Below are 1,940 nucleotides of genomic sequence, written 5' to 3' on the forward strand. Positions count from 1 at the left end.
CCGGGTTAGGACTCTTAGCACCACTGGATTAGCTTGGGCGGTTGTTCGCCGGTACGGGAATATCAACCCGTTGTCCATCGACTACGCCTGTCGGCCTCGCCTTAGGTCCCGACTTACCCAGGGCGGATTAACCTGGCCCTGGAACCCTTGGTCTTTCGGAGGACGGGTTTCTCACCCGTCTTTCGCTACTCATGCCTGCATTCTCACTCGTGTGGCGTCCACGGCTGGATTACTCCGCCGCTTCACTCGCCACACGACGCTCTCCTACCACTCCGCACGACTGAACCACGAAGGCTTGTCTGTGTGCGAAATCTACAACTTCGGCGGTGTGCTTGAGCCCCGTTACATTGTCGGCGCGGAATCACTTGACCAGTGAGCTATTACGCACTCTTTCAAGGGTGGCTGCTTCTAAGCCAACCTCCTGGTTGTCTGTGCAACTCCACATCCTTTCCCACTTAGCACACGCTTAGGGGCCTTAGTTGGTAGTCTGGGTTGTTTCCCTCTCGACGATGAAGCTTATCCCCCACCGTCTCACTGCTGCGCTCTCACTCACCGGCATTCGGAGTTTGGCTGACGTCAGTAACCTGTTGAGGCCCATCGGCCATCCAGTAGCTCTACCTCCGGCGAGAAACACGCAACGCTGCACCTAAATGCATTTCGGAGAGAACCAGCTATCACGAAGTTTGATTGGCCTTTCACCCCTATCCACAGCTCATCCCCTCCATTTTCAACTGAAGTGGGTTCGGTCCTCCACGACGTCTTACCGTCGCTTCAACCTGGCCATGGATAGATCACTTCGCTTCGGGTCTAGGACATGCGACTGAATCGCCCTATTCAGACTCGCTTTCGCTACGGCTGCCCCACACGGGTTAACCTCGCCACATATCACTAACTCGCAGGCTCATTCTTCAAAAGGCACGCCGTCACCCCTACAAGGAGGCTCCGACGGTTTGTAAGCAAACGGTTTCAGGTACTATTTCACTCCCCTCCCGGGGTACTTTTCACCTTTCCCTCACGGTACTTGTCCGCTATCGGTCATCTGGGAGTATTTAGGCTTATCAGGTGGTCCTGACAGATTCACACGGGATTTCTCGGGCCCCGTGCTACTTGGGATACACATCCGGCCATAACACCATTTCGTCTACGGGGCTGGCACCCACTACGGCCCGGCTTTCAAACCGGTTCGACTATGATGCGCTGTAACCGTCCCAGTCCGGCAGAACTGAGCGACGTGTCCCACAACCCCGACCATGCAACGCCCGCCGGCTATCACACATGATCGGTTTAGCCTCATCCGCTTTCGCTCGCCACTACTCACGGAATCACATGTTGTTTTCTCTTCCTGTGGGTACTGAGATGTTTCACTTCCCCACGTTCCCTCTACCCGCCCTATATATTCAGGCGGGAGTCACCAGGTCGACAAGTCGCCTGGCGGGGTTTCCCCATTCGGAAATCCTCGGCTCACAGCTCGATTATCAGCTCCCCGAGGCTTATCGCAGATTTCTACGTCCTTCTTCGGCTCCAGATGCCAAGGCATCCACCGTTTGCTCTTAGAAACTTGACCACAAAGATTAAAATTGCGATCGACTCGAACAACAACCAACCCGAAAGCCGGTCATCATCACGAGCGATCTAAGATGCTCGCGTCCACTGTGTAGTTCTCAACATACGATCGGCACCAGCACTCCCCCACCAACCGGTAGGTTCACCCTGGCCCAACGAAGGACCCGTAGGCCCAACCCCCGCCAACACTCACGTGTCAACAGGAAGCCTGGTCCCTCAGGACCCAACAACGTGCACCAGCCGACCCGCTCACCCCGACCCGTCCCAACCAGCAAGCTGGCGTACTAGGGCCGGAAGCTACGCTCCCGACTGCACTGTCAATGTTCCACCCATGAGCTACCGGCAACCACGTTCGGGTTACTCGGCGCCTGAACCAG

1 rRNA gene is annotated in these 1,940 nt (G+C 56.2%); it reads right to left on the reverse strand.

Going from position 1 to position 1,940, the window contains the following annotated elements:
• Positions 1-1,564, reverse strand: a 23S ribosomal RNA gene (locus J2X59_RS15875); the annotation flags it as partial.
• Positions 1,565-1,940: the final 376 nt, after the last annotated feature.

Origin of the sequence: Curtobacterium sp. 260 (genome assembly GCF_030803485.1) — a bacterium.
Taxonomy (GTDB): Bacteria; Actinomycetota; Actinomycetes; order Actinomycetales; family Microbacteriaceae; genus Curtobacterium.